We start from the raw sequence: 20,280 nt of genomic DNA, 5'->3' as shown, positions 1-20,280 counted from the left end.
GAAACAAATTGTGAGCTGCTTCGAGTGTACTCGTGCCCCCGGATCATGTACAATAAAAGGAAATCTGTATGCTTGTTTAGGAGGTTAGACCACATGCCTGTGCGCAAAGAGTCGATCCAAATTATATCTGCAGTTCGTTCGAATCTGGAGTCCTGCATTATGGGGAAGTCCTTTGAGATTCAACTTTTACTCACTGCTTTGCTTGCAGGCGGGCACGTTCTGATTGAAGACGTACCGGGAACGGGCAAAACTCAGTTAATCAAGGCACTATCCAAATCCATGCGCGGTGAATACCGGCGTATTCAATGTAATCCTGATATTTTACCAAGTGATATTACGGGAGTATCGGTGTTTCATCCAAAGGATGAGCGTTTCTATTTCCGGCCTGGCCCTGTCATGACCAATATTTTGCTGGCGGACGAAATTAACCGTGCCACAACCAAAACACAGTCCGCGCTGCTCGAAGTGATGGAGGAGCGCAGTGTGACCGTGGATGGAGACACGTATGATCTTCCTCATCCGTTCATGCTCTGTGCAACCCAGAATCCGATTGATTTTGAGGGCACGTATACACTGCCTGAAGCACAGCTTGACCGGTTTATGTTAAAGATCAGCCTGGGTTATCCTGACAAGGATATTGAGAAAACGCTGCTCAAGCAGCATCAATCCGGGCAGCCGGTAGATCGGCTGACATCGGTAACGCATATGGATCAAATCTCGGCGATTCAGCAGGAGATAAAAGAAGTGTTTATTGGTGATCCGGTGGTGGACTATTTGCTGGACGTAGTTCGTCACACGCGCTCACATCCGTCTGTACTCCTGGGTGCAAGCCCGCGGGCTGCTATTTCCTTCATGATGGCTGTGAAAGCCTTTGCCTTCCTGCAGGAGCGAGACTACGTACTGCCGGATGATGTCAAAACGATGGCTCCGTATGTTATTTCTCATCGTATCGTGCTTCGTCCTGAGTCCAGACTGGACAGCATGAGCTCAGAGGCTGTTCTCAATTCGGTTTTACAGCAGGTTCGTGTGCCTGTGTCCATGGGGCAATAATTGATGAGACCGCTTTTGACAACTGTCAATCGAGGCCTGCGCCACCCACGCGTATGGGGCATCGCAATGGTGTGGATGTGCTGTCTCGCGTATGTGTTGTTCCAGGGAGGAAAGACCTCGCTTATGCTGCTGTCCATGGTGACGCTGCTCTGCCTGTATCTGGCGATTGCCGGATTCAGTGGCGTCAAACGGACTAGAGGCGTTCGCAGGTTGTCCTCCGGCCATAATCACGAGGAGCTGCTTCATGCTGGTGATCAGGTTCAGGTGCAGCTCAGCCTGACGATTCCCGGATTTCTTCCACTTCCTTATGTCGTCGTACGCGAGATGCTGCATCGGCATAATGGAGAATCGTGGTCCTTTAAAGAAAGCCTTATTCCGAGTATGCGCGGACATGGGGAGCTTTCTTTTCAAACTCCGCCGCTGGAGCGGGGGAAATATGTTTTTTCCGATACCGAATGTGCCAGCGAGGATATCTTCGGTCTGATTGAACATCGGGGAACCTTCAAGGCGAGCGGGGAGTTCCGTGTACTTCCTCGAACGGTATTTATTCCATACTGGCAGCTATACGACCGCAAGTCTCGTTTATCGGGTCCGCAGACAGCCTTGACTCGTTCACGCAGGGAAACAACACAGATTAACGGTGTGCGTGATTATGTTTACGGGGATCGTCTGTCTCGTATCCACTGGAATGCTACAGCCAAAACAGGCAACTGGAAGTCGAAAGAGTTCGAGCATGAGTCAGTACCCAAAACAATCCTGGTGCTGGACGCTATGGCAGGCAGTTATCCGCATGGGGAAGCGTTCGAGCTCGCTGTTTCTACGACAGCCTCTCTGCTGGAGTACGGTACAAGGGAACGCATGGGGATGGGGTTGTTAACCCTGTCTGAAGAGCCTTGCTTCATGCCTCCGAGTGAAAGCTTGATCGAACGTCAGAAGATGATCCATCATCTGGTGGATATTCAGGATAACGGACAGGATCAATCCCTGCTGCCAGGAGTGGAGAAAATAGCAAGACAGTTCCCGCAAGGAGCTTACTTTGTTGTGGTTTCTCCCCAAAAGGATGACAAAATCCTGGAGCTGCTCCGCTGGGCGGATACTCGCGGGATGACTCCATGTCATATATTGATTGACCCTGCGGAATCACGGCGGAGTTCCGAATGGAATGCCATGCTGCGCGGACGGGGCACGAGATCATTTACCGTTGCCCATCTGCAGGAGCTTCCTACAGTGATGGGAGGAGGTTCGGTATGAACGCCAGAGGAAACGAAAGTCCGGGTATGAAAAGATCCTGGTACAATGCAGCATCGCTGCTCTGGATATTTCTGATTGCGCTGCAGTGGATATCGTTTACACAGGAATCGTGGTATACAGAGACCACTTCGCTGGTACTGTGGACACTGGCGGCGGTGAGCATTCTGGAGGTTGTGCTTCCCTTTAAAATGCTGTATCGAACCATAATCAAGGCTGCTGCAGTCCTGTATATTTTGCATAAAACGTTGATTGATTACATGGTATATATCCCCTTCGGTACTTTAACCGAACGGATCGAGCAATTCATTTTGCATTTGCCGCCATATATCTGGTTTTCCTTATGTGCCTGGGTGATGCTTGAAGCTGCGCTTCGACTTGTGACTTCAACCAAACGTATCCTTGTGTTCCTTGGCGTTAATATTATATCCTTGGGCATTCTGGATTCGTACACTCAAATTCCGCTTTGGGGAGAGATTGCCTGGGTGATGTTTGCGGGCATGGGCTGGCTTGTATGTCAGCACTTCCGTAATTATCAGCTGCAATATCCGCAGGGCTGGAAACGAATGATACGGCATCCTTACAAAATACTGGCGAATATCGCTATCATTTTTTCATTAATTATTGTAGCCAGTGTGAACATGCCGGAAGTTCCGCCTACCTTGACAGATCCGTATACCGCTTGGCGGAATTACACCGGTACTTCCTCTACCCAAGCGGGTAACGGTGTGCTGGATATTCCGACTGCAACAGAATCCGGCTACAGCCGTGAGGACAACAAGCTTGGCGGGGGCTTTAATTTTGACTACACCCCTGTCATGTCCGTAACAACAAGCGACCGGGGCTACTGGCGCGGTGAGACGCGCTCGGAATATACCGGAACAGGCTGGGATGAGCCCGGACGTGTATCGATGGATAATGTGGAGGCCGATCAGAAGCTGGAGAATAATCAGGCCGGAAAAGTGAAAACCAAGCAGGTCACGCAAAAAGTGACAATGCTGAACGACAACGTATATCCGATTCTGTTTGGATCGTATTCCATATCCCAGGTCATCTCGGTGAACGGAGAAGAGAGAGCGGGGCGGATGTTGTGGAATGCGGATCAGGCTGAATTACATGTAGTAACCACACGTCAGCAGCCGCAGTATCCGAAAAACTACACTATTGTGTCCGAAGTGCCGATCATTGTTGAGGATGAACTGCGCACCAATACAGCCGACGCTTTGTATTCAAGCAACCCGGCCGACGATCAATATTTGCAGCTGCCGTCCCGCTTCCCTGAGCGAGTGAAGGATCTTGCAGCAGAGGTTACAGCATCTGCAAATACGCCGTATGAAAAAGTGGCATTACTGCAAAACTATTTACAACAAAATTTCAATTACACAAACAATCCGGATCTGTCCCGGAAAGTGAGCAATGATTTTGTCGAAGGTTTCCTGTTTGATATTCGTGAAGGATACTGTGACTACTTTTCCACTGCACTTGTGATGATGGCACGCTCGGAAGGTATTCCGGCAAGATGGGTTAAAGGGTACGCGCCTGGACAGATGTCCCTGAACTCGGACATGCAGGCACCTCGCCAGCCTGGCGCACCTATTGAGACAACCTACACCGTAACGAATGCAGATGCCCACTCTTGGGCTGAAGTGTACTTTGGCGAATATGGATGGATTCCGGTTGAAGCAACACCTGGCTTTGACATGCCGCTGTTGACCGAGACGCCGGATGTGCAGTCTGTGGATCAGCCCGAGGAGCAGCCGGAGGAAGAGCCGATTCAGGAAGAGACCAAAACACAGGCTCCTGAACAGACAACAGCCGCAATCCCTGCTTTTGTTATCTGGGCTGCGGGTGCTGTCATTGTGTTGTGGGTCGCTTACATGTTCTGGCGCAATCGTCTGTCCCTGCGATTCCTTCTGCTTCGCCTGCGAACAGGCAAGCCGCTGACACCGGAACAGAAGGTACTGGCTGAGACAGAGCGCTGGATTCGTTACGCAAGACGGCAGGGCTTGACGCGTAGTGGTGACGAAACGCTGCGTGAGTCCGTAACTCGCTGGAGCCAGGTCAGACCGTCAGCTCGGGGCACATTGGAAGAGCTGCTGATGAAGTTTGAACAGACACGTTACAGTCCGGCAACAGTAACGGCCGATGACTGGAAGGTTGTGTATCAGGCGGCCCTGAGGCTGCGGAAGGAACTGAAAGCGGAACGGGCATAACAGTGCCCGTCCCGTTTTTCCTTTTTTCCTGGCGATAAAGGCAGTTTGCATTTTCAGGAAAGACGGATTTGTGATATAGTGTGTCGTATGAAACTGAGGTGACTTCTTTGTTTAAAATGTTATTGCCCAAGCTGCGTGTAGACACAGTTTTTGACATCAATTTGGAAGAACTGTACGCTCAAGGGTATCGTGGAATTATAACTGACCTGGATAATACGCTTGTTGGAGCCAAAGCACCCGATGCTACACCCGAATTGATCGAATGGTTCGCGCGTGTTAAAGAGGTAGGATTCAAGCTGATGATTGTGTCCAATAACAATCTGAATCGTGTATCCCTGTTTGCGACTCCGCTGGATATCCAGTTTGTGCATAGTGCACGCAAACCATCGAATGTACCGTTTCGTAAAGCAATGCGAATGATGGAGCTTACTCCCGAAAAGACCATTGTTGTGGGGGATCAGATGCTCACTGACGTGTATGGAGGCAACAGACTTGGACTGTATACGGTTCTGGTGCTGCCGATCTCCATCGGAGATGAGGGCTTTATGACCCGTTTTAATCGGAGAGTAGAACGGATTGCTCTGTCAAGTTTGCGTAAGAAAGGCTTATGGCTCGAGGAGGAAAAGAAGAAATGACAGAACCGCATAACGGCAATATTGCCGTAAGATGCAGTGGATGCGGCGTGCATCTGCAAACGGAAAATCCGGAATTGCCCGGATTTATCCCTGAGAAAGCACTTGATCGTGAACCGGTCATCTGCCAGCGCTGCTTCCGTATCAAAAATTATAATGAGTCATCATCTGTTACGGTGGATCAGGACGAGTTTCTGGCTCTGCTCAGCAAAATCGGGGATAAGGATGCACTCGTCATTCATATCGTTGATTTGTTTGATTTTGACGGCAGTATTATTTCAGGGTTGCAGCGCTTCGTTGGAAACAATCCCGTGCTGCTTGCTGTAAACAAAACGGACTTGCTGCCTAAAGTGACCAACTGGAACAAGGTTCGCAACTGGGTGCAGAAGCAGGCGAAGGAACAAGGTTTGCGCACGGTAGATGTGGTCCTCTGCAGTGCCAAGCAAAATCAGGGCTTCGATCGTCTGCTTGAACTGGTTGGCACGTATCGCGGTGATCGGGATGTATATGTGGTCGGCGGAACGAATGTAGGTAAATCTACACTGATCAATCGTTTGATTCGAGATTACAGTGATCTGGAGCAGGAGCTCACAACCTCACGTTATCCGGGAACAACGCTGGATATGGTCAATATTCCGCTGGATGATGGAAAAGCGATCATTGATACACCGGGAATCGTGTACCCATGGAGATTCAGCGAGATTGTATCGCGTAAGGATCTGGCTGCCATTATGCCAGAGAAACCGCTTAAACCTGCGGTATATCAATTGAATGCTGGCCAGACGTTGTTCTTTGGTGGAATGGCCCGCTTTGACTTTATTGAAGGCGATCGTCAGTCGTTCACTTGTTTTATCAGCACGGCGCTGAACATTCATCGGACGAAGCTGGAACGAGCCGACGACCTGTATCTTGACCATCTGGGAGAATTGCTGACGCCGCCAACACGGGAGAACGCGGCTGAGATGCCGGAATGGACCAGACATGAATTCCGGATTAAACGCGGCAGCCAGTCGGATGTATTTATCTCTGGACTGGGCTGGATCAAGGTGAACGGAGACCAGGGCGCTCTGATTGCGGTTCATGTTCCAAAAGGGATTCGGGTGCAGATTCGTCCTTCCTTGATCTAGCCCGAGATGCAGCTTCTAATTGGAACAACGGATCAGATCGGAGGGGAGCCGATGTCGGCAGAGAACAAGTTCAATTCTTCACTTCCTGTGCTGCTTGGGGTGATGGGCGATCCTATTGCACATTCCAAGTCGCCGGCAATGCATAATGCCGCTTTGCAGGCAGCAGGTGTGGAAGGGATGTATATGCCGCTTCATGTGAAGCCGGATCAGCTGCAAGCTGCTGTTCGTGGAATTACTGCACTAGGGTATCGCGGTGTGAATGTTACCATTCCGCACAAGGAGCAGGTCATGCAGTATCTGGATGTCATTGATGAGAGCGCACGCTTGATCGGGGCAGTCAATACGATTGTGAACGATAATGGCACATTGACAGGGTATAATACGGACGGGATGGGTTATGTTCGTTCGCTCAAGGAAGAGGCTGTTCCTCAGATTGAGGGCAAACGTATTGCAGTGCTTGGCGCAGGAGGAGCTGCAAGAGGCGTGATCTACGCGCTCGCACTGGAGAAGCCGGAGCAGATCAGTATCCTGAATCGCACGGCTGACAGAGCGACGGCTCTTGCTGAAGATTTGAGGAGCTATAGCCTGGGAGACATCTCTGGCAGTGGAATGCACGAAGCACAAGCTGTACTTGCTGACGCGGATATCGTTATCAATACGACAGCAGCCGGAATGCATCCACATGTGCATGATCTGCCGGTTGATCCCGCCTGGATTCGCTTAGGAGCTGCGGTCAGCGATCTGATCTACAACCCGCTGGAGACACGTCTGCTGCGGGAGTCCCGTATACGCGGCTGCACGGTGCACGGCGGTCTGGGCATGTTTATCTATCAAGGTGCGATTGCATTCGAGCACTGGCTTGGCATTCCGGCTCCGATCGATACGATGAGACGGGCGGTATTGGATAGTTTTACGAATAATAATTGAACGGTCAGGTCCACCAAACAGCTTAGGGCTGTTCATCGGTATGGGGCCTGCTCAACATAAGGAGTATGGAATATTCATGTTAACTGGTAAACAAAAGCGCTTTTTGCGGTCACAGGCACATCACCTGACCCCTGTATTTCAGATTGGCAAAGGGGGAACGAATGAACATCTGTTCCGCCACATTGAAGAGGCAATCGAGAAGCGCGAGCTGATGAAAGTGCAAGTGCTGAACAACAACCTGGATGATAAAAATGAAATTGCGGCAGAGGTTGCCCGTGAAACAGGCAGCGAACTGGTGCAAGTCATTGGCAGCACCATTATCCTGTACAAGGAATCACGTGATAACAAACAAATCGAACTTCCAAGATAAGGAGCGTGGCGCGGGTGAAGATCGGCATCATGGGCGGTACGTTTGATCCGATCCACATGGGGCATCTGCTGGCAGCGGAAGCGGCGAGGGATTCGCATGCACTGGATGAAATCTGGTTTATGCCCTCCCATGTCCCGCCTCATAAACCGGAAGCAGGTGCAACGGGGCAGCAGCGTCTGGAGATGACGGAGGCTGCTGTAAAGGATGCTCCCCGGTATGAGGTATTAGGCATCGAAATGGAGCTTGGCGGCGTGTCCTACACCATTGATACGATGCGTGAGTTATGGCGGCGCCACCCTGAGCATGAGTTTTATTTCATTATCGGGGCAGACATGGTGAACTATCTTCCGAAATGGGAAGAGATCGAAGAACTGGCGTCCAGGTTGACCTTTATCGGTGTTGGACGCCCAGGCTTTCAGTTGCATCTGGACGACCTGCCGGAACCATTGCAGGATCGGGTGCTGCTGGCGGAAATGCCGCTTGTTGATATTTCATCCACGGCTATTCGCAGACGTCTCGCGAAAGGGCATTCCGTACGTTTCATGATTCCCGATGCAGTGCATCAATACATTGTAAGGAGCGGTTTATATGGCGTTAAGCCGTGAGGAATTAATCCAGGCTGTCTCCTCTCAGATGCCCGCCAAACGCTGGAAGCATACGCAGGGGGTTATGGAGTCCGCTGTTATTCTCGCCGAAAAGTACGGAGCTGATCCGGTGAAGGCAGACATCGCAGCGATCCTGCATGACGTGGCGAAATATTGGCCTGTAGCTGAGATGGAAGCGGTCATTCGTGATAACGGATTAAATGCAGAACTGTTATCACACGACAAGCAGCTTTGGCATTCTGAAGTAGGTGCTTTTGTTGCGGAACGTGATTATGGTGTGTCCGATTCCGAAATTATAAATGCCATTCGGTGGCATACTTCAGGTAGAGTGGGCATGAGTCTGCTGGACAAAGTGGTATGCCTTGCTGATTATATTGAACCGGGACGTGATTTCCCGGGCGTGGAGCATATTCGTGAGCAGGCTCAGCGCAGTCTGGAGGAGGGCTTGATTGCCGGCTTTGATTCAACGATCAGTCTGCTGCTTTCCCAGCGCCGTGTTATTTATCCGCTCACGGTGCTCTCGCGTAATGACTTGATAGCACAATTGCACAATTAAAGATTATGGAGGTTGGTTCATGACAGTATCATCGAAAGAACTTATGAATATGGTGGTTGCTGCCGCTGATGATAAAAAGGCGTCCAACATTGTAGCGCTGGATCTGAATAATATCTCGCTGGTTGCCGATTATTTTGTGATCTGCCACGGTAACTCGGATACACAGGTACAGGCGATTGCAACAGAGATTCGCAAACAGGCTCACGCAGCCGGTGCGGTAATCAAAGGCATCGAGGGCATGGATTCTGCACGCTGGGTGCTGATGGATCTTGGTGATGTGGTGGTTCATGTATTCCACCGCGATGAACGGGAGTATTACAATATCGAGCGTCTCTGGTCTGACGCCAAAGTGGTGGAGACCGTATGAGTTTGATTGCAGGAACAGTCGTCTCGCTGCCGGTTTCACGTGAAGTGTCTCCTTTTGGCTATTTTTTGACGACAGGATCGGAAGATGTACTGCTTCACTATACCGAGCTGACTCGGGACATCAAAATTGGTGAAACGCTTGAGGTTTTTGTCTTCTTTGATACAGAAGACCGCCTCGCGGTTACGATGAAAAAGCCTTACCTCACGCTTGGAGAGATGGCTAAACTGGTCGTAGCGGATGTGCATCCGAGACTGGGATGTTTTCTGGAGATTGGACTCGGACGCCAGCTGCTGCTTCCCATTCGTGAATTGCCAGAGCTTGAAGAACTGCGCCCTCAAGTTGGAGACGAAGTGTTTGTCATCATGGAGCATGACAAGCAAGGACGATTGCGCGCCAAACTGGCCGGAGAACGTGAGCTTGCTCCCCTTGCTTTCCATGCCCCAACTACCTGGGTGAACCAGTGGGTTGAGGCTTTGGTGTACAAGCCGCTTCAGATGGGGACATTTGTACTTGTGGACGGCGGTGTGCTTGGCTTCGGTGCGATTGGCATGATTCATTCCTCCGAGCGCAGTCACATGCTGCGTCTGGGAGAGAAAGTAAAATGCCGGGTTACGCTGGTACGTGAAGACGGACGTGTGAATCTGGCGATGACACAGCGCAAAGAGGTTGGGCGTAACGAAGATGCAGACAAGCTGCTTGCTTTTATGAAGGAGCGCCCGATGGGCGGCATGCCGTACTCCGATGCGACACCGCCGGACATTATCAAACAGCGTTTCGGCATCAGTAAATCGGCGTTCAAGCGGGCTCTTGGCAAGCTGATGAAGGATGGTCTGGTGGTGCAGAAGGAAAACTGGACGTATCTGTCCGAATCCGCACCGAAGCAGCAGCCAGAAGAGAAGTAAATGAAATTGAAAGTGCGGTGCCGACATGTCTTACCGGAAATTTGCCTACGTTTACGATGAATTAATGGAAGATATGCCTTATCCGGATTGGATAAGGTTTGCACGAACAGCCTGGGAGCAGCATGGCATGCCCAAAAGTGTGGCAGAGCTTGGCTGTGGAACAGGTTCCATCACAATCCCGCTGGTAAACTCCGGTTTTGAGGTGACGGGCATTGATCTCTCGGCTGATATGCTGTCTGTTGCGCGCAGTAAAATGGAAGCCACTTCTCAGGGACATCGTCTGTACCGGGAAGGCAGCGTACGCTGGGTGCAGCAGGATATGCGGGACTGGAGAGTGCCTGAGCCGGTAGACTCGGTCATTTCATTCTGTGATTGTGTGAACTACCTTCTGGAATCCGAGGATGTCGTTCGTACCTTCGTTCGCACGTATGAGATGCTGAAGCCGGGAGGCACATTCCTGTTTGATGTGCATCATCCGAACACATTAATCCGATACGAGCAAGAGCAGCCCTTTGTACTGGATGAGCGCTCCGTATCCTACATCTGGACCTGCGATCTGGATCAGGACCGGTGTGAGATCGAGCATCATTTGAGTATTTTCTCGCGTGTGGAGGATGGCAGCAAGGATACGTATCGGCGGTTCGAGGAAGTTCATGTGCAGCGTGCATATGACCCGGATTGGATGAAGCTGGAGTTAAGCAAAGCGGGCTTTCGTGATGTGAAGGTCTATGCTGACTTTGAATGGAACGAGGCTGGGGATCATGCGGAGCGTTTGTTCTATGTAGCTGTGAAATGATAATGTATCATTCAAAATAACGAGCTGTCCTTAGACTGCATGCAAAATGCGGGCTAGGGGCAGCTTTTTTGAATAAGATATGCATAAAAGTATTGCTGCACAAGGTAAAAAGGGACATAATTAATATGTCTAGAAAGCGTTTTCTATAGGGAGCCGGAGTTTGTTTTGTTCGTTGGAGTGAAGTTTAAGCATCTGATTGAAATGCGATTAACTTTAATAAAAGGGGGAACACATTCATGGAAAGTACATATAAAACGAGATTGAGCAAAGAACAGCTGGATCTGATTATTAAGCATCACTTGGACGCCACGATTCAACATTATGAGGAAATGATTGACGGCTGGGCAAACCAGGCTTATAAAATAAAGCTTGGTGACGAACGGAACGTTGTCCTGAAGATTGCGCCTTCGGCTGCGACTCATATGATGCGTTGTGAACAGGATCTGATGACGGCTGAAGTGCAAGCTCTGCAGCTTGTTGCCAAGCTGGGGGATGTTCCTGTGCCCAAGGTGCTCGCTTATGATGATTCATTAACTATGGCTCCGGCACAGTATTTTGTTATGGACCTTATGTCCGGAAAGCCGTACAACCAGATCAAGGCTGAATTTACACAGGAAGTACAGGATGGGATTGAGCAGCAATTAGGATTATACAATCGGCGGATCAATGAGATCCAAGGTGAACAGTTTGGTTATTTTTCGGGCAAGGACAGACAGCGTGCGACGTGGAGAGAAGCTTTTTCCATGTTAATGGAGGATATGCTGGCAGATGGCGAAGCGGCCAAAGTTAATATCGGGATCGATTACGATGAGCTGAGACGTTTGATTGAAGAGAAATCGGATGCATTGGATGAAGTAACCGAATCGGTTCTGATCAGCTGGGATCTGTGGGATGGCAATATACTGGTGCAGGATAAGCAGATTACAGGCATTATAGATTTTGAACGCTCACTGTGGGGAGATCCGCTTATGGAGCATTATTTCAGCCACTTTAACTACACCCCAGGGTTTATAAAAGGGTATGGCCGGGCAATTACTACGGAAAATGAGCATAAGCGCAGAAGTCTGTACGATCTGTATTTTGATTTGGCCCTGCGCATTGAATGTAACTACCGCCAGTACGATGATCAGGAACATATCCAGTCAACGATTCGTAATATGGAGGAAGGCATCGTACGTTTTAAGCAAAGCTGAGCATTTGGTTTTGCTGTAAATGTTTAAGGTCGTATGAGGCGGGTTTATCGCCCAAAGTCATGAATATGACGGGACATATTGACTTTGTGCTTTCGTTTGTATATAATGTTCCCGATATTGTATACATATTTCGATGATAAGGATCAGTAGTAAATTCTGTACATCACAGAGAGTCGGCGGTTGGTGCAAGCCGATTGACAGTAATTTGCGAACTCGCCTTGGAGAAATGCGGTGATTACATGGTTCTATGCCCTGAGTGTAGAACGGGAAGGAAATCCGCATCGGTTAACCGCCGTTACAGGTCTAAAGGGAGTGGATGACGAAGCACGTTCGTCCGCTAACTAGGGTGGTACCACGGGAATTCAACCTCTCGTCCCTAGCGCTGCAAACGCTACGGGATGCTGAGGTTTTTTTGTTGCTTTAAAAGCGCGTATAAACCTGAAGGAGGAATATAGATGAGTGAGAATCATCAGCCGAAGCACGGCTATCAGCCGCAAGTGATGGAGAAAAACTGGCAGCAATACTGGGATGAAAACAAAACGTTTAAAACAGGTGAGGACCCGTCCAAACCGAAGTTTTATGCACTGGATATGTTCCCGTATCCGTCGGGCTCCGGACTGCACGTAGGTCACCCGGAAGGTTATACTGCAACAGACATCGTATCCCGTTACAAACGGATGCGTGGATACAATGTATTGCATCCAATGGGTTGGGACGCTTTCGGTCTGCCTGCGGAGCAGCATGCACTCGATACAGGAGAGCACCCGCGTCACATTACTTTCCGTAATATTGATAACTTCCGTCGTCAGATCAAGTCTCTCGGTTTCTCGTATGACTGGGATCGCGAGATCAGCACAACGGACCCCGAGTATTACAAATGGACACAATGGATCTTCATCCAGCTCTACAAAAAGGGTCTGGCCTATGTCGATGAAGTGCCAGTCAACTGGTGTGAAGCGCTGGGTACGGTGCTTGCGAACGAAGAAGTTATTGATGGCAAGAGTGAACGTGGTGGACATCCGGTTGTGCGCAAACCGATGCGTCAATGGGTGCTGAAAATTACAGAATATGCAGAGCGTTTGCTGGAGGATCTGGAAGAGCTGGATTGGTCCGAAAGCATCAAGGATATGCAGCGCAACTGGATCGGCAAATCAACCGGGGCAGAAGTTGTTTTTGCGATTGAGGGCCGTGAAGAGGTTATTAAAGTATTTACGACCCGTGCGGATACATTGTTCGGTGCAAGCTTTGCTGTTCTGGCGCCAGAGCATGAACTGGTAGATGTCATTACGTCTGAAGCACAACGTGAAGCGGTTAAGGCTTATCAGGAGCAGGCTGCTCGCAAGAGTGATCTGGAACGTACCGATCTGGCCAAAGACAAAACCGGTGTGTTCACAGGTGCGTATGCAATCAATCCGGTTAACGGAGCGAAGCTGCCAATCTGGATTGCGGACTATGTACTGGCTGGTTATGGTACTGGTGCTGTAATGGCTGTTCCGGGTCATGATGCACGTGACTGGGAATTTGCAACGCAATTCAACCTGAATATCATCGAAGTTATTGAAGGCGGAGATGTAACCAAAGAGGCGTTTACAGGCGACGGATCACACGTGAACTCCGACTTCCTGAACGGATTGAATAATGCAGAGGCTGCGGCGAAGATGATTGCCTGGCTCGAAGAGCACGGCAAAGGACAAGGAAAAACAACGTATCGTCTGCGCGACTGGTTGTTTAGCCGTCAACGTTACTGGGGAGAGCCGATTCCGATTCTGCATCTGGAGGACGGAACGATGAAGACCGTACCGGAAGATCAGCTGCCGCTGCTGTTGCCGGATATTGATCAGATCAAACCATCGGGCACAGGTGAATCACCACTGGCCAATGTGACGGATTGGGTGAATACCGTTGATCCGGAAACGGGCATGAAGGCTCGTCGCGAAACGAATACAATGCCGCAATGGGCAGGAAGCTGCTGGTATTACCTGCGGTTCATTGATCCGCACAATGACAAGGAGCTGATTTCTCAGGAGAAACAGCAGCAATGGCTGCCGGTTGACCTGTACATCGGTGGAGCGGAGCATGCCGTACTTCACTTGCTGTATGCACGTTTCTGGCACAAAGTGCTGTATGATCTGGGTGTGGTACACACCAAAGAGCCGTTCCAAAAGCTGGTGAACCAGGGCATGATTCTGGGTACCAACAATGAAAAAATGAGTAAATCTCGCGGTAATGTCATTAACCCGGATGAGATTGTTAACGAATTCGGTGCAGATACACTGCGTCTGTATGAGATGTTCATGGGGCCTCTGGAAGCGACCAAACCTTGGAATGCTAACGGGGTAGAGGGGATGCATCGTTTCTTGTCCCGCGTATGGCGTCTCTTCATTAACGAAGATACTGGCGCGATTAATGATAAGATTACAGCTGACGGTGGAACCGACGAGTTCAAACGAACAACTCATAAAACGATCAAAAAAGTAACGGAAGATCTGGAGCATCTGCGTTTTAATACTGCAATCAGTCAGCTGATGATCTTCATCAACGATGCGTACAAAGCAGATACACTGCCTCGTGAAGCGATGGAAAACTTTGTTCAGCTGCTGTCACCTCTGGCGCCGCATATGGCGGAAGAGCTGTGGAGCCGTCTGGGGCATGAGGGTGGAATTACGTACGTGGCTTGGCCTGAATATGATGAGTCCATGACTGTGGATGCAGAAGTGGAGATTGTCGTTCAAGTTAACGGTAAAATTGTAACCCGCACCACGATCGCGAAGGATCTGGATGCACAGGGGATGCAGGATTACACGATGGAGCTGACTCCTGTGAAACAGGCGCTGGAAGGCAAGACTGTTCGCAAAGTCATTGCCGTTCCAGGCAAACTGGTTAATATTGTTGCCGGTTAATTTCACTGGCACGAAACACCTCATCCAGCTTGATTAAATCTTCATCATATTTCTCATGTGTTGTGTGAATCAAACTGTCGAATACACCATTCAGGTTGTTTCGCAGCAGGGCAAGTGCCTGGGCGGTTATGCCGCCAGGTACGGCAACACGGGCCTGAAGCTCTTGCGGAGTGTACCCTCCCTCGGTTAACAGCTTGCCTGTTCCGAGCAGCATCTCTCCGGCAAGAGCACAGGCGTCTGCTCGTTTAATACCCGTCAGGCGCACAGCACTTTCGATCCATTCTTCGAGAAAGAATGATATGAATGCAGGTCCGCAGCTGGAGAAGTCGGATGTGATTCGAGTGCAGGCTTCATCCACTTGGTAGGGTCTGCCGATATGACTTAACAGAGATTCCAGTACAGAGCGGTCTTCAGCAGTCATTCGTTCTCCGTGGATAAAAAGGGTAGCTCCGCTGCCGACCTGATGTGTAACACTCGGGATCACCTTGGAGACTTTGCAAGGAAGTGAAGATTCCAGATGACGCAGCTGCACGGGGCTGGTGATCGAGACAATTATATGATTGGAATTCACAACAGGCAGGATATCGTCGATAACATGTTTGAACTCCAGCGGCTTCACGCACAGGAAGATGATGTTGCTGCGAATCACCGTTTCCCGATTGCTCTGCGATTCATGCAGACCAGGGTAACGGAGCGATAGCTGCCGTACTTTGGAAGGGGTTCGATTGCTTGCTGCAATCTGACGGGGTTCGAGTGCACCGGATTGGATCAGGGCATAGATCAGCAGACTGCCCATGCTGCCGGTTCCGATAAATCCAACCTTCATTGGTTCAGGCCTCCTTTCATGCTTTACGGTAATGGCGCAGTATCCTCCTTCTATTCTATGCATGAAGTCCTGATTCAAATGACATAAATATGCATGAAATTGTTGAAATAAAAAGATTAAACGGTTCGGAAGCACCGCCCGTGTTCGAAATGATATTTATTTTGAATATGAGGGAGAGTGCGAAGAATGAGATGGAATAAAGGCATGACCATTGCTGCAGCGGTGGTTGGGAGCATATTAATATTATGGTCGGGCAGAAGTGAACAGCCGCCTAGCGGCTGGGAACCGATGCAGCTCGGCATCGAGCAGCCGACAAGTGCGCAGAATTCTTCTGCTGTACAGTCGGCTGCTTCGGTTCAGGAAAACACTGCGGCGGCTGTGTCAGTACAGGACGGCGGGAACGTGCAAAAGCAGGCTGGAACGGGTATCAATGCTACTGAGATTAAATTAGAGGCAGGGGATAAGCAGTCTCAGGTTGATCCGGTCGTTGATGCAGCAGTTGAAACAACCGACAATGGCAAAATTAATATTAACGCTGCCTCCGTCTCGAAGCTTACCGAGCTCCCGGGAATCGGACAGAAGAAAGCTCAGGCCATTGTGGATTACCGTAATACACACGGGCCATTTGCGAAGGTCAGCGATCTTACGAAGGTGAAGGGCATCGGCACGAAGATGCTGCAGAAGATGGCTCCATATATACAGATTCAGTAAGTTCGACAGGATAAGATGGGGCAGAGCATGAGGAGGAGACTGAATGAGTACAGTAGAGCTTCGCAAGGATTGGGACACGTATTTTATGGATATCGCGTATATGGTGTCCACACGTTCTCGCTGCCCGCGACGGCATGTAGGTGCGGTGCTGGTTCAAGGGAAAAAGCTGCTGGGAACCGCATATAACGGCGCGCCGATGGGAGTGCTGGACTGTTCCGAGGCAGGCTGCATGATTGCGGAGGAATATGAGCTGGTGGTAACGGATGGCCATGAGGAAATGGTCAAAAAGCAGCGCTGTATTCGTACGATTCATGCGGAGCAGAATCTGCTTTTGTTCACGGATCGCATTGATCGGGAAGGCTCCTCCGTCTATGTAACCGATGAGCCTTGCTGGACATGTGCCAACGTGCTGGCAAACAGCGGTGTGACTGAAATTGTTTTTCATCGCTCGTATCCCAAAGATACCAGCAAAGTGACCCATATGATGCAGCAGAAAGGCATTACATTCCGTAGACTGGACAATTACCAGCCACCACGGGAGACGATGATGACGGTAAGCAACTGATCTGAACAGCAAGTTGGGCATGTCGAGGTAGGAAAAGTAAGTGAAAATAAGTGGAAAAGTAAGTACGGGGAAGAACCTCCGGCAAGCCTGAACAGGCTTCCGGGGGTTTTTGTGTATTTTCTGGCATGGTTCCAGAAGGGAGAGGGGATGGCATGAAAGGCAGACCGCTGCTTTGCTTTACAATTTTTTGGCTGTGCGGAAGCGGTATGGCATGTATGTTGACAGGCTGGGCACTATTTTGGGGTATGGTCGGAGCTGTGGCCTGCCTTCCGCTTGTGCTTCGTTTGCTTCATATTCCTGTGAGCGGGTGGCTCAGCATTCTTTTGCTTGCTGCATTCATTGGGGGTGTAGTTCAGTGGGAGTGGAACGATTCTCATAATTCGAGCCGTCTGTCCCAATATTTACAGCTGTCTACGGAGGTCATTGACGGGTTAGATGCCATCGTGGAAGGAGAACTTGCTTCAGACGTGCGGGTTGATGGGGATCGGGCAAGTTTCGAGTTACAGCTTTCATCTATTATGGCTCAGGAGGCGCAGTCACAAGTTCCTTCAACTATGATCGATGAGCGAATTATCGTGCAAGTTCGCTTGATGGAAGAGCAGGAGCAGCGTATTGCAGCAGCATGGAAGCGGGGAGACAAGCTTACACTATCAGGCTCTTTGGCCCTTCCGGGTGAAGCAAGAAATTTCGGTGGATTCGACTATCGACATTACCTCAGGACGCAGTATATTCATTGGATGTTTAAGGTGAAAGGTGCTGATTCGGTTACTGCGATGACTCCCCAAGGATGGGAACGGATCAACATATTTCGATGGGCGGATTCGGCAAGGCAGCTGCTAGGTTCAGCAGTTGATCGGTTGTTTCCTGAGCCACATGCCGGTTACATGAAGGGACTAATCATCGGCATGGCAAAGGATATTGACCCGGGTACGTATGGTCAATTCTCTCAACTTGGACTGACACATATCCTTGCCATCTCGGGTACACATGTCGCGGTTTATGTTGCATCCTTGTTGGCGCTGATGTCATGGCTGAGATTGACAAGAGAGACAGCCTTGACTGTCGCACTGATTCTGATTCCGGCATATGTGCTGCTATCGGGAGGCTCTCCCTCTGTTATACGCGCAGGTATGATGTCGATGATCGGTTTATATATGACGAAACGCGGATTAGCCAGAGATGGTCTTCAGATTATAAGTGCAGCGGCTCTCCTGATGATGTGGTGGAATCCGTATTTTTTACTAAATGTCAGCTTTCAGCTGTCCTTTCTGGTGACGACAGGGTTGATGATCTATATGCCGCTCATCAACAGACTGTTCAGCAGGTGGCCCAAAGCACTCGCGGCAACAGCATCGGTAACGGTGACGGCACAGCTGATTTCTTTTCCAGTCACGATTCTGTACTTTAACCAGTTCTCGCTGCTTTCTTTTGCCGCTAACTTGCTGCTAGTGTCCTTGATTAGCGCAGTGGTGTTACCCCTGGGAACGGTAGCAATGATTCTGTCCTTCGTGTGGCTCCCTGCTGCAAAAATTCTGGCGTGGATTGCGGTTCAGTTGAATCAGATCACTTTTCTGACCGTGGAATGGATGAACAGCTTGCCTGGTTTTGTCATGATCTGGGCATCGCCTTCTCTGTTATGGATTACGGCCTACTATGCGATCTTGTATGTGCTGCTATATTTGCTTCATCAGAGGAGCGGTGGTGATGCACCGCATGGTGTAAAAGCAGGAGAAGAGGACACGGCTCCGCTTCATATGGATCGACAAATGGCTAGTGCAACACATAGTTTGCAGGGGCAAGCTGCCGCTTCGATGGGATCTAAGCTGGGACAGAGTTCGTCTATTTCTCATTTTGCTGGAACTGAATCGCCAAACATAGCGCGGGTGCATAATCCTATGCAGCTTTCAGCGCAGCATGCTCAGCCTATGCGAACAGCTGGCACAGATCAAGGTTCACTCGCGACGCTCGGGGCCAGTATCGCCTGGCCGGAGTATGCCAGTGCCTTTACAGCCAAAGGTGCGGGATTTTATAGCGAAGTGCAGATCAGCAAGGGCCAACGCTGGTTATGCGGTGTGCTTGCCATCAGTTTTGTGGCCGGTCTATGGTGGGCATACCAAACCCCGCAGCCTGCGGGCACTGGAGTGGTGCAATTTCTGGACATTGGTCAGGGGGACAGCACGCTCATCACCACACCGGGAGGCAAACATATCCTCGTCGATGGTGGAGGCACGATTAACTTTGGGGGCAATGAAGCATCATGGAAAACGAGACGTGATCCGTATGAAGTGGGAGCCAAGGTCGTTGTGCCCTTATTGAAAAAGAGAGGCATTCATCAGCTGGATGCCGTCATTGCAACCCATGCGGATCAGGATCATGCTGGCGGTTTACAGGCGGTACTGGAGCAAATTCCGGTGAAACGATTGATGTTTAATGGAACGACAAGTGGAAAAGAGAAATTTGATCAGCTGCTGGATACGGCTACGCAGCGCCAAATTCCGCTGTTCGCTATACGTCAAGGCATGGCCTATAAGCCGGATCGGGAGACGACGCTGCACTTCCTCTCACCTGAACCTGATGGACTGCCGGATTCATCGGGGGAGATTCCCGTTTACGAGAATCAGAACGCTGCGTCGGTTGTTTTTTTACTGGAGATGGCAGGTACGTCTATGCTGTTTACCGGGGATATGGATGCCGCAACGGAGCAGGATGTGCTGTATGCGATCCAGGACGGTTCGCTGGCAGAGGCGTCAATGGGACTGAGACCCTTATCGTCATCGTCCCCCATATCAATTGATGTACTCAAGGCCGCTCATCATGGTAGTAAAACCTCCTCTTCGGATGCATGGCTGCAATACTGGAATGCCAAAGCTGCATTAATCTCTGCCGGCGTTAACAATACCTATGGTCATCCAAATCCTGAGGTGATGAAACGTTTGGAACAGGAGGGTTCCCGGATTTATCGGACAGACAAGATGGGCGAGGTGCAGATGAAGGTGAAGAATGGAAGGATGGATGTGCGGTACAAGCTGGTGAAGGACGAAAAACCACTAGAATAGATATGAATAACAGGTCTATTGACTCTAAATTGAATTGCATATGTATTAAAATACTCTGAAAAGAGATAGGGGACCATAATGCACCTTTCTCCGCTACCCACTCTGAACATTGTCTTTAAAAGAAACTCTACTAGGAAAAAGCAATGAATTGAGATAAAATGTTATTTGTTCAATAAAAAGCTAAAAGGTAGAGGGCTTATTTTTCCCCTTTATAAAAGGAATCGAAAAAATCTGGG

At 49.9% G+C, this 20,280-nt stretch carries 18 protein-coding genes and 1 other annotated feature; of the genes, 17 read left to right on the top strand and 1 reads right to left on the bottom strand.

Features of this window, described 5'->3' with window-relative positions; all coding sequences use genetic code 11:
- Window positions 1-93 precede the first annotated feature (93 nt).
- From IEW26_RS03755 to leuS, 14 genes are all read left to right on the top strand, one after another.
- Window positions 94-1,050, top strand: a complete 957-nt coding sequence (locus tag IEW26_RS03755; RefSeq protein ID WP_145404156.1) for an AAA family ATPase — start codon at window positions 94-96, stop codon at window positions 1,048-1,050.
- A 3-nt stretch (window positions 1,051-1,053) separates the two neighbouring features.
- A complete protein-coding gene (locus IEW26_RS03750; RefSeq protein WP_186323034.1) occupies window positions 1,054-2,301 on the top strand; it encodes a DUF58 domain-containing protein in 1,248 nt (415 codons plus the stop codon).
- Window positions 2,298-4,511 carry a DUF4129 domain-containing transglutaminase family protein gene (locus IEW26_RS03745; RefSeq protein ID WP_188591275.1) on the top strand — a complete coding sequence of 738 codons (2,214 nt, stop codon included), beginning with the start codon at window positions 2,298-2,300 and terminating at the stop codon, window positions 4,509-4,511. The genes IEW26_RS03750 and IEW26_RS03745 overlap by 4 nt, the downstream gene beginning before the upstream one ends.
- 107 nt (window positions 4,512-4,618) lie before the next feature.
- Window positions 4,619-5,146 carry a YqeG family HAD IIIA-type phosphatase gene (locus IEW26_RS03740; protein ID WP_111272174.1) on the top strand — a complete coding sequence of 176 codons (528 nt, stop codon included), beginning with the start codon at window positions 4,619-4,621 and terminating at the stop codon, window positions 5,144-5,146.
- On the top strand, window positions 5,143-6,270 hold the full coding sequence (gene yqeH / locus IEW26_RS03735) for a ribosome biogenesis GTPase YqeH (protein ID WP_188591274.1): 1,128 nt from the start codon (window positions 5,143-5,145) through the stop codon (window positions 6,268-6,270). Before IEW26_RS03740 ends, yqeH begins: the two co-directional genes overlap by 4 nt.
- A 51-nt stretch (window positions 6,271-6,321) precedes the next feature.
- Entirely contained in the window at window positions 6,322-7,197 is an 876-nt protein-coding gene (gene aroE / locus IEW26_RS03730; protein ID WP_188591671.1) for a shikimate dehydrogenase, read from the top strand.
- A gap of 76 nt (window positions 7,198-7,273) precedes the next feature.
- Window positions 7,274-7,567 carry a ribosome assembly RNA-binding protein YhbY gene (gene yhbY / locus IEW26_RS03725; protein WP_090914936.1) on the top strand — a complete coding sequence of 98 codons (294 nt, stop codon included), beginning with the start codon at window positions 7,274-7,276 and terminating at the stop codon, window positions 7,565-7,567.
- A gap of 14 nt (window positions 7,568-7,581) precedes the next feature.
- Window positions 7,582-8,172: a nicotinate-nucleotide adenylyltransferase gene (locus IEW26_RS03720; protein ID WP_111272171.1), complete on the top strand. Its 591-nt coding sequence runs from the start codon at window positions 7,582-7,584 to the stop codon at window positions 8,170-8,172.
- The gene (gene yqeK / locus IEW26_RS03715; protein WP_145404152.1) at window positions 8,156-8,728 is read left to right on the top strand and encodes a bis(5'-nucleosyl)-tetraphosphatase (symmetrical) YqeK; all 573 of its coding nucleotides are present in this window, start codon (window positions 8,156-8,158) and stop codon (window positions 8,726-8,728) included. Before IEW26_RS03720 ends, yqeK begins: the two co-directional genes overlap by 17 nt.
- A gap of 19 nt (window positions 8,729-8,747) precedes the next feature.
- Window positions 8,748-9,095, top strand: coding sequence for a ribosome silencing factor (gene rsfS, locus IEW26_RS03710; protein ID WP_111272169.1), 348 nt, complete (start codon window positions 8,748-8,750; stop codon window positions 9,093-9,095).
- The gene (locus tag IEW26_RS03705; RefSeq protein ID WP_188591273.1) at window positions 9,092-9,997 is read left to right on the top strand and encodes a CvfB family protein; all 906 of its coding nucleotides are present in this window, start codon (window positions 9,092-9,094) and stop codon (window positions 9,995-9,997) included. Before rsfS ends, IEW26_RS03705 begins: the two co-directional genes overlap by 4 nt.
- A 25-nt stretch (window positions 9,998-10,022) precedes the next feature.
- Complete coding sequence (locus IEW26_RS03700; protein WP_111272167.1) at window positions 10,023-10,793, top strand: class I SAM-dependent DNA methyltransferase; 771 nt, start codon at window positions 10,023-10,025, stop codon at window positions 10,791-10,793.
- Window positions 10,794-11,029: 236 nt separating this feature from the next.
- Complete coding sequence (locus IEW26_RS03695; protein ID WP_188591272.1) at window positions 11,030-11,986, top strand: phosphotransferase family protein; 957 nt, start codon at window positions 11,030-11,032, stop codon at window positions 11,984-11,986.
- Between the two features lie 124 nt (window positions 11,987-12,110).
- Window positions 12,111-12,367 (top strand) — a binding site (T-box leader).
- Between the two features lie 74 nt (window positions 12,368-12,441).
- The gene (gene leuS / locus IEW26_RS03690; protein WP_188591271.1) at window positions 12,442-14,886 is read left to right on the top strand and encodes a leucine--tRNA ligase; all 2,445 of its coding nucleotides are present in this window, start codon (window positions 12,442-12,444) and stop codon (window positions 14,884-14,886) included.
- Here the strand turns inward: leuS and comER are convergent.
- The gene (gene comER, locus IEW26_RS03685) at window positions 14,867-15,712 is read right to left on the bottom strand and encodes a late competence protein ComER (protein WP_188591270.1); all 846 of its coding nucleotides are present in this window, start codon (window positions 15,710-15,712) and stop codon (window positions 14,867-14,869) included. The two genes, leuS and comER, sit on opposite strands and share 20 nt — an antisense overlap.
- A gap of 186 nt (window positions 15,713-15,898) precedes the next feature.
- Here comER and IEW26_RS03680 point away from each other — a divergent pair, with 186 nt between their 5' ends.
- The 3 genes from IEW26_RS03680 to IEW26_RS03670 all read left to right on the top strand — a co-directional run bounded on the left by IEW26_RS03680 (window position 15,899) and on the right by IEW26_RS03670 (window position 20,044).
- Window positions 15,899-16,423, top strand: a complete 525-nt coding sequence (locus tag IEW26_RS03680; protein WP_188591269.1) for a ComEA family DNA-binding protein — start codon at window positions 15,899-15,901, stop codon at window positions 16,421-16,423.
- A gap of 43 nt (window positions 16,424-16,466) precedes the next feature.
- Complete coding sequence (locus tag IEW26_RS03675) at window positions 16,467-16,988, top strand: deoxycytidylate deaminase (protein ID WP_188591268.1); 522 nt, start codon at window positions 16,467-16,469, stop codon at window positions 16,986-16,988.
- A gap of 152 nt (window positions 16,989-17,140) precedes the next feature.
- Window positions 17,141-20,044, top strand: coding sequence for a ComEC/Rec2 family competence protein (locus IEW26_RS03670; RefSeq protein WP_188591267.1), 2,904 nt, complete (start codon window positions 17,141-17,143; stop codon window positions 20,042-20,044).
- The last annotated feature ends 236 nt before the right edge of the window (window positions 20,045-20,280 follow it).

Source organism: Paenibacillus silvae, assembly GCF_014639235.1.
Classification (GTDB): Bacteria; Bacillota; Bacilli; order Paenibacillales; family Paenibacillaceae; genus Paenibacillus; species Paenibacillus silvae.
The sequence above is the reverse complement of the archived record's forward strand: the minus strand, read 5'-3'. Positions and strand labels throughout refer to the sequence as shown.